3 protein-coding genes are annotated in these 3,952 nt (G+C 61.1%); 1 reads left to right on the forward strand and 2 read right to left on the reverse strand.

The window, feature by feature from the left end:
• Together BQ17_RS19105 and BQ17_RS19110 are read right to left on the reverse strand one after the other, a co-directional pair.
• The coding region (locus tag BQ17_RS19105; RefSeq protein ID WP_141699381.1) for a type II toxin-antitoxin system VapC family toxin at window positions 1-230 on the reverse strand (230 nt) is incomplete at its 3' end.
• Window positions 227-457, reverse strand: coding sequence for a type II toxin-antitoxin system Phd/YefM family antitoxin (locus tag BQ17_RS19110; RefSeq protein ID WP_089729856.1), 231 nt, complete (start codon window positions 455-457; stop codon window positions 227-229). The genes BQ17_RS19110 and BQ17_RS19105, both read right to left, overlap by 4 nt.
• 508 nt (window positions 458-965) lie before the next feature.
• On the opposite strand from BQ17_RS19110, the gene BQ17_RS19115 reads away from it, so the two are divergent.
• Entirely contained in the window at window positions 966-3,500 is a 2,535-nt protein-coding gene (locus tag BQ17_RS19115) for an efflux RND transporter permease subunit (protein WP_089729858.1), read from the forward strand.
• The last annotated feature ends 452 nt before the right edge of the window (window positions 3,501-3,952 follow it).

The following is a 3,952-nucleotide window of genomic DNA, read 5'->3' on the forward strand; positions in this document are numbered from 1 at the left end:
GGAAAGGGCGTAAGCGCATTGTTGCGGATGCGGTTGTCGATGAAGGTGCGCGGGGGCTCTGCCAGCTCCAGCTTGCCTAGGCTGTGCTTGACCGCGATCTCGAAACCGACGACGGCGCTGCACAGCAGCTCATTGTCAATATCCAAAAAGGTTTTGCGCGCGTTGGCTGAGAGCCGTGGATCGTCGGTAACCAGCCACAGCAGGCTGTGGGTATCGAGCAGCACCCTCACCTAAAGTGCTCCCTCAGGTCATCGGGCAGGTCGTCGAAATCGGGGGCGATACGCACCATGCCCTTGGCCTCTCCGAGCCGGCGTTGGACCTTCGGCGGCGCAACCGGCACCAGCCGCACGATCGGCTTGTTGGCGCGAGCGATTACAATCTCCTCTCCAGCCTCGGCACGAGCAATCAGGGACGAGAGCCGGGCCTTGGCCTCGTGAATGTTGACGGTGGCTTGCATGGAGCTGCCTCGCTTGCGGTTGCGACTCAGTTGGTCCCATTAGTTGGTCCCACTATAGTCGCCTATCGCAGGGTTGGCAATGCAATCTTTGTCAGTGGGCTTGGGACAAGCACGACGCTTCGGCGTCAGGGACACCGCGCTTGCGGGTGACAGAATGCTTATCCAGGTCGCTCGTGCCGCGGCGTATGGCCGGTCAGCACGATCCAAGATCACATAGAACGCCGATGTGTCGATGAAGATCACTGGCCGAATGTCAACACGACCTGAAACACAACGATTGATCCATCCTGGGTAGCCGTTGACAATAGGGTACCTTAAAAGATTCGAGTACCCGCGCGGGGTGAGGATGCCCTGCCCGGTTCAATTCGGAAGGCCGCGCGGATAGAACGCGGAGTCGAAAGTATATTGTCGGTTTTGCCTATTGAAAGATTCCATGGCAGGATTTTTTCAAGGCCCCCCAATAAACGGAAATTCGGACGTTATCCGCGTCCGCCATTGGGAGATAGCGATGCTCAATAAGCTCACGGACCTCTATTACCGCCTTACCCTCGACCGACCGCTGTCGGTCCTGTTCTGGGTCGCATTGTTCATGGCCGTGGCGGCCTACTGTGCCCAGGGCTTCAAGCTGGACGCGTCCGCCGACTCCCTGATCCTGGAGAACGACGAGGATCTGCGCTACTACCGCGGGGTACTCGCCCGTTACGGCTCCGACGAGTTCCTGGTGGTAGCCTATAGCCCCCGCGCAGACCTGATGTCCGATCAGGTGCTCGCGGACATCGGCGAGCTGCGCGATGAGCTGGCCGCGCTGGAGCGGGTCGAGTCCGTGACCACCCTGCTCGACGTGCCCCTCATGGATAGCCCCCGCGTCACCCTCAGTGAGATCCGCAAGGAACAGCGCACCCTCGAGACCCCAGGCACGGACCGCGAGCTGGCGCGCCAGGAGCTTACCACCAGCCCCTTGTATCGCAACCTGGTCGTGAGCCCGGACGGGCGCACCACCGCCATGCGGGTAAGCCTGCGCCGTGACGAGCAATACCGGCGCCTGCTCGAAAGGCGCGAGGCCCTGCGCCTGGAGCAATCCCAACGCGCCCTCAGTCCCGAGGAGAGCGCCGAGCTGCAGGCCGTATCCGAAGACTTCAAGGCCCACGCCGCCCGGCTTCAGGACCAGCGGCAGGCGGACATCGCGTCCGTGCGCGCCGTCCTGGACCGCCACCGGGACATGGCGGAGATCCATCTGGGCGGCATCCCCATGATCGCCTCCGACATGATCGACTATGTGCGCAACGACATCCGGGTGTTCGGCGTCGGCGTGGCCCTGTTCCTGATCGGCCTGCTGGGGGTGGCCTTCAAGCGCCTGCGCTGGATCCTGATCCCGCTGTTGATCTGCGCCGCCGCCGCCGTCGGCATGATGGGCTTTCTGGGCTTGATGGACTGGCGGGTGACGGTGGTCTCCTCGAACTTCATCTCCCTGATGCTGATCACGGCCCTGGCCCTGACCGTGCACATGGTGGTGCGCTATCTGGAGCTGCAGACGCTGAACCCCCAGAGCGGGCAACGCGTCCTGGTCAAGGAGACCATCCGCTCCAAGTTCCTGCCGTCGCTCTACACGGCACTGACCACTCAGGTCGCCTTCGCCTCCCTGATCATCAGCGGTATCCGCCCGGTCATCGACTTCGGCTGGATGATGGTGGTGGGTGTGGGTCTGGCATTCGTCCTGTGCTTCCTGCTCTTTCCCACGAGCGCCGTCCAGCTCACCCCGGGTAAACCGGTCTTCCGTCACCACGACGTGACTGCTGCCATCACCCGCTCCCTGGCCCGCCTCATAAAAGGCTTCCGGACCCCGACCCTATGGGTCTATGCCCTGCTCGTGGCCCTGAGCATCGCCGGCCTGTTGCGGCTTACAGTGGAGAATCGCTTTATCGATTACTTCAAGGACAGCACCGAGATCTATCGGGGCATGCTCCTCATCGACCGCCAGCTGGGAGGGACCACGCCCCTGGACCTGATCGTCGGACCGGACCGGACCTTCCTAGAGATGATCGCCGAGGAGGAAATCGCCAAAGAGAAACCCACAGACTCGGATGAATTCGAAGCAGACCCCCTGTACCAGGACGAGCTGTCCGAGGACGAGAGCACTGGGATCAGCGGGGACAGCTACTGGTTCAACATGTTCCAGCTTGCCGTCGCGGACCAGATACATGCCTACCTGGAGGGGCTGCCCGAAACCGGCAAGGTACTCTCGATCGCCACCACCATGGCCCTGGTAACCCACCTCAACAACGACGAACCCCTGGACAACTTCACCCTCTCCATCCTCTACCAGCGGCTCCCGGAGAACATCCGCAATACCCTGTTCACGCCCTACATGTCCGCCGACGGCAATCAGCTGCGTTTCTCCGTGCGGGTCATCGACTCCGACCCCGACCTGCAGCGGGACGAGCTGATAAAACGCATCCGCAAAGATCTGGTCGACAAGCTGGGCCTGGAAGCGACGCAAGTACGCCTCTCGGGCATGCTGGTGCTCTACAACAATGTGCTCCAGAGCCTATTCCGCTCCCAGATCCTCACCCTGGTCGTCGTCTTCCTGGCCATCGGCGCCATGCTGCTGATCCTGTTCCGGAACTGGATGCTGGCCGCCATCGGCAGCGTGCCCACCATGGTAGCGGCGACCGTCATCCTCGGCACCATGGGTTGGCTCGGCATCCCGCTGGACATCATGACCATCACCATCGCCGCCATCTCGATCGGCATCGGGGTGGACAACACCATCCACTACACCCACCGGGTACGCGCAGAATTCGCACGCGACGGCGACTACTGGGCTGCCGTCGAACGCAGCCACGGCAGCGTCGGCAGGGCCATCTACTACACCTCCATCACCGTCACCCTGGGCTTCTCCATCCTGGTCCTGTCGAACTTCATCCCCACCATCTATTTCGGCCTGCTCACCGGTCTGGCCATGCTGATCGCACTGATCGCCAACCTGACCCTGTTGCCATTACTCATCGTTCGATTCAAACCGCTGGGGCCTGAGAACTCGTAGGGCGGGTAAGACCAGGGATGGTCGCAACCCGCCGGAAGGCTTTTGGCGGGATGCGCTGCGCTTTCCCGCCCTACGCGGGCTGCATTTTCCTGCGCCTAAGTGCATGAAAATGAAGATGCTTGGTGCCCACACTATGCGGGCGCCGGGTTGAAGAAACCCAGGGAGGGAATTTTTTAGGGCCCCTATTTTAATCTTTTATTCCTATACTTGATTTACAACTGCAGTTGAGCAGGAGGAAATTTCACTTCCATCTGAGACGAAACATGTGAAGAGCCGTACGCAGGCCTCCATGGGCGCATGGGGGTTGCGGTCCTTTCTATCCGAGTAATCGTTCAGACCCCACCTCGTCATTCCGGTAAGCGTTGCCGGAATCGAGTACCCCATTTCGCCTTATTTTGCGTTCTCAGCGAGGCGAGAAGCGGTCAGATGCGAGGCGCGCGAGCGCAGGAATA

Origin of the sequence: Candidatus Thiosymbion oneisti (assembly GCF_900092655.1) — a bacterium.
In the GTDB taxonomy this organism is placed as follows: Bacteria; Pseudomonadota; Gammaproteobacteria; order Chromatiales; family Chromatiaceae; genus Thiosymbion; species Thiosymbion oneisti.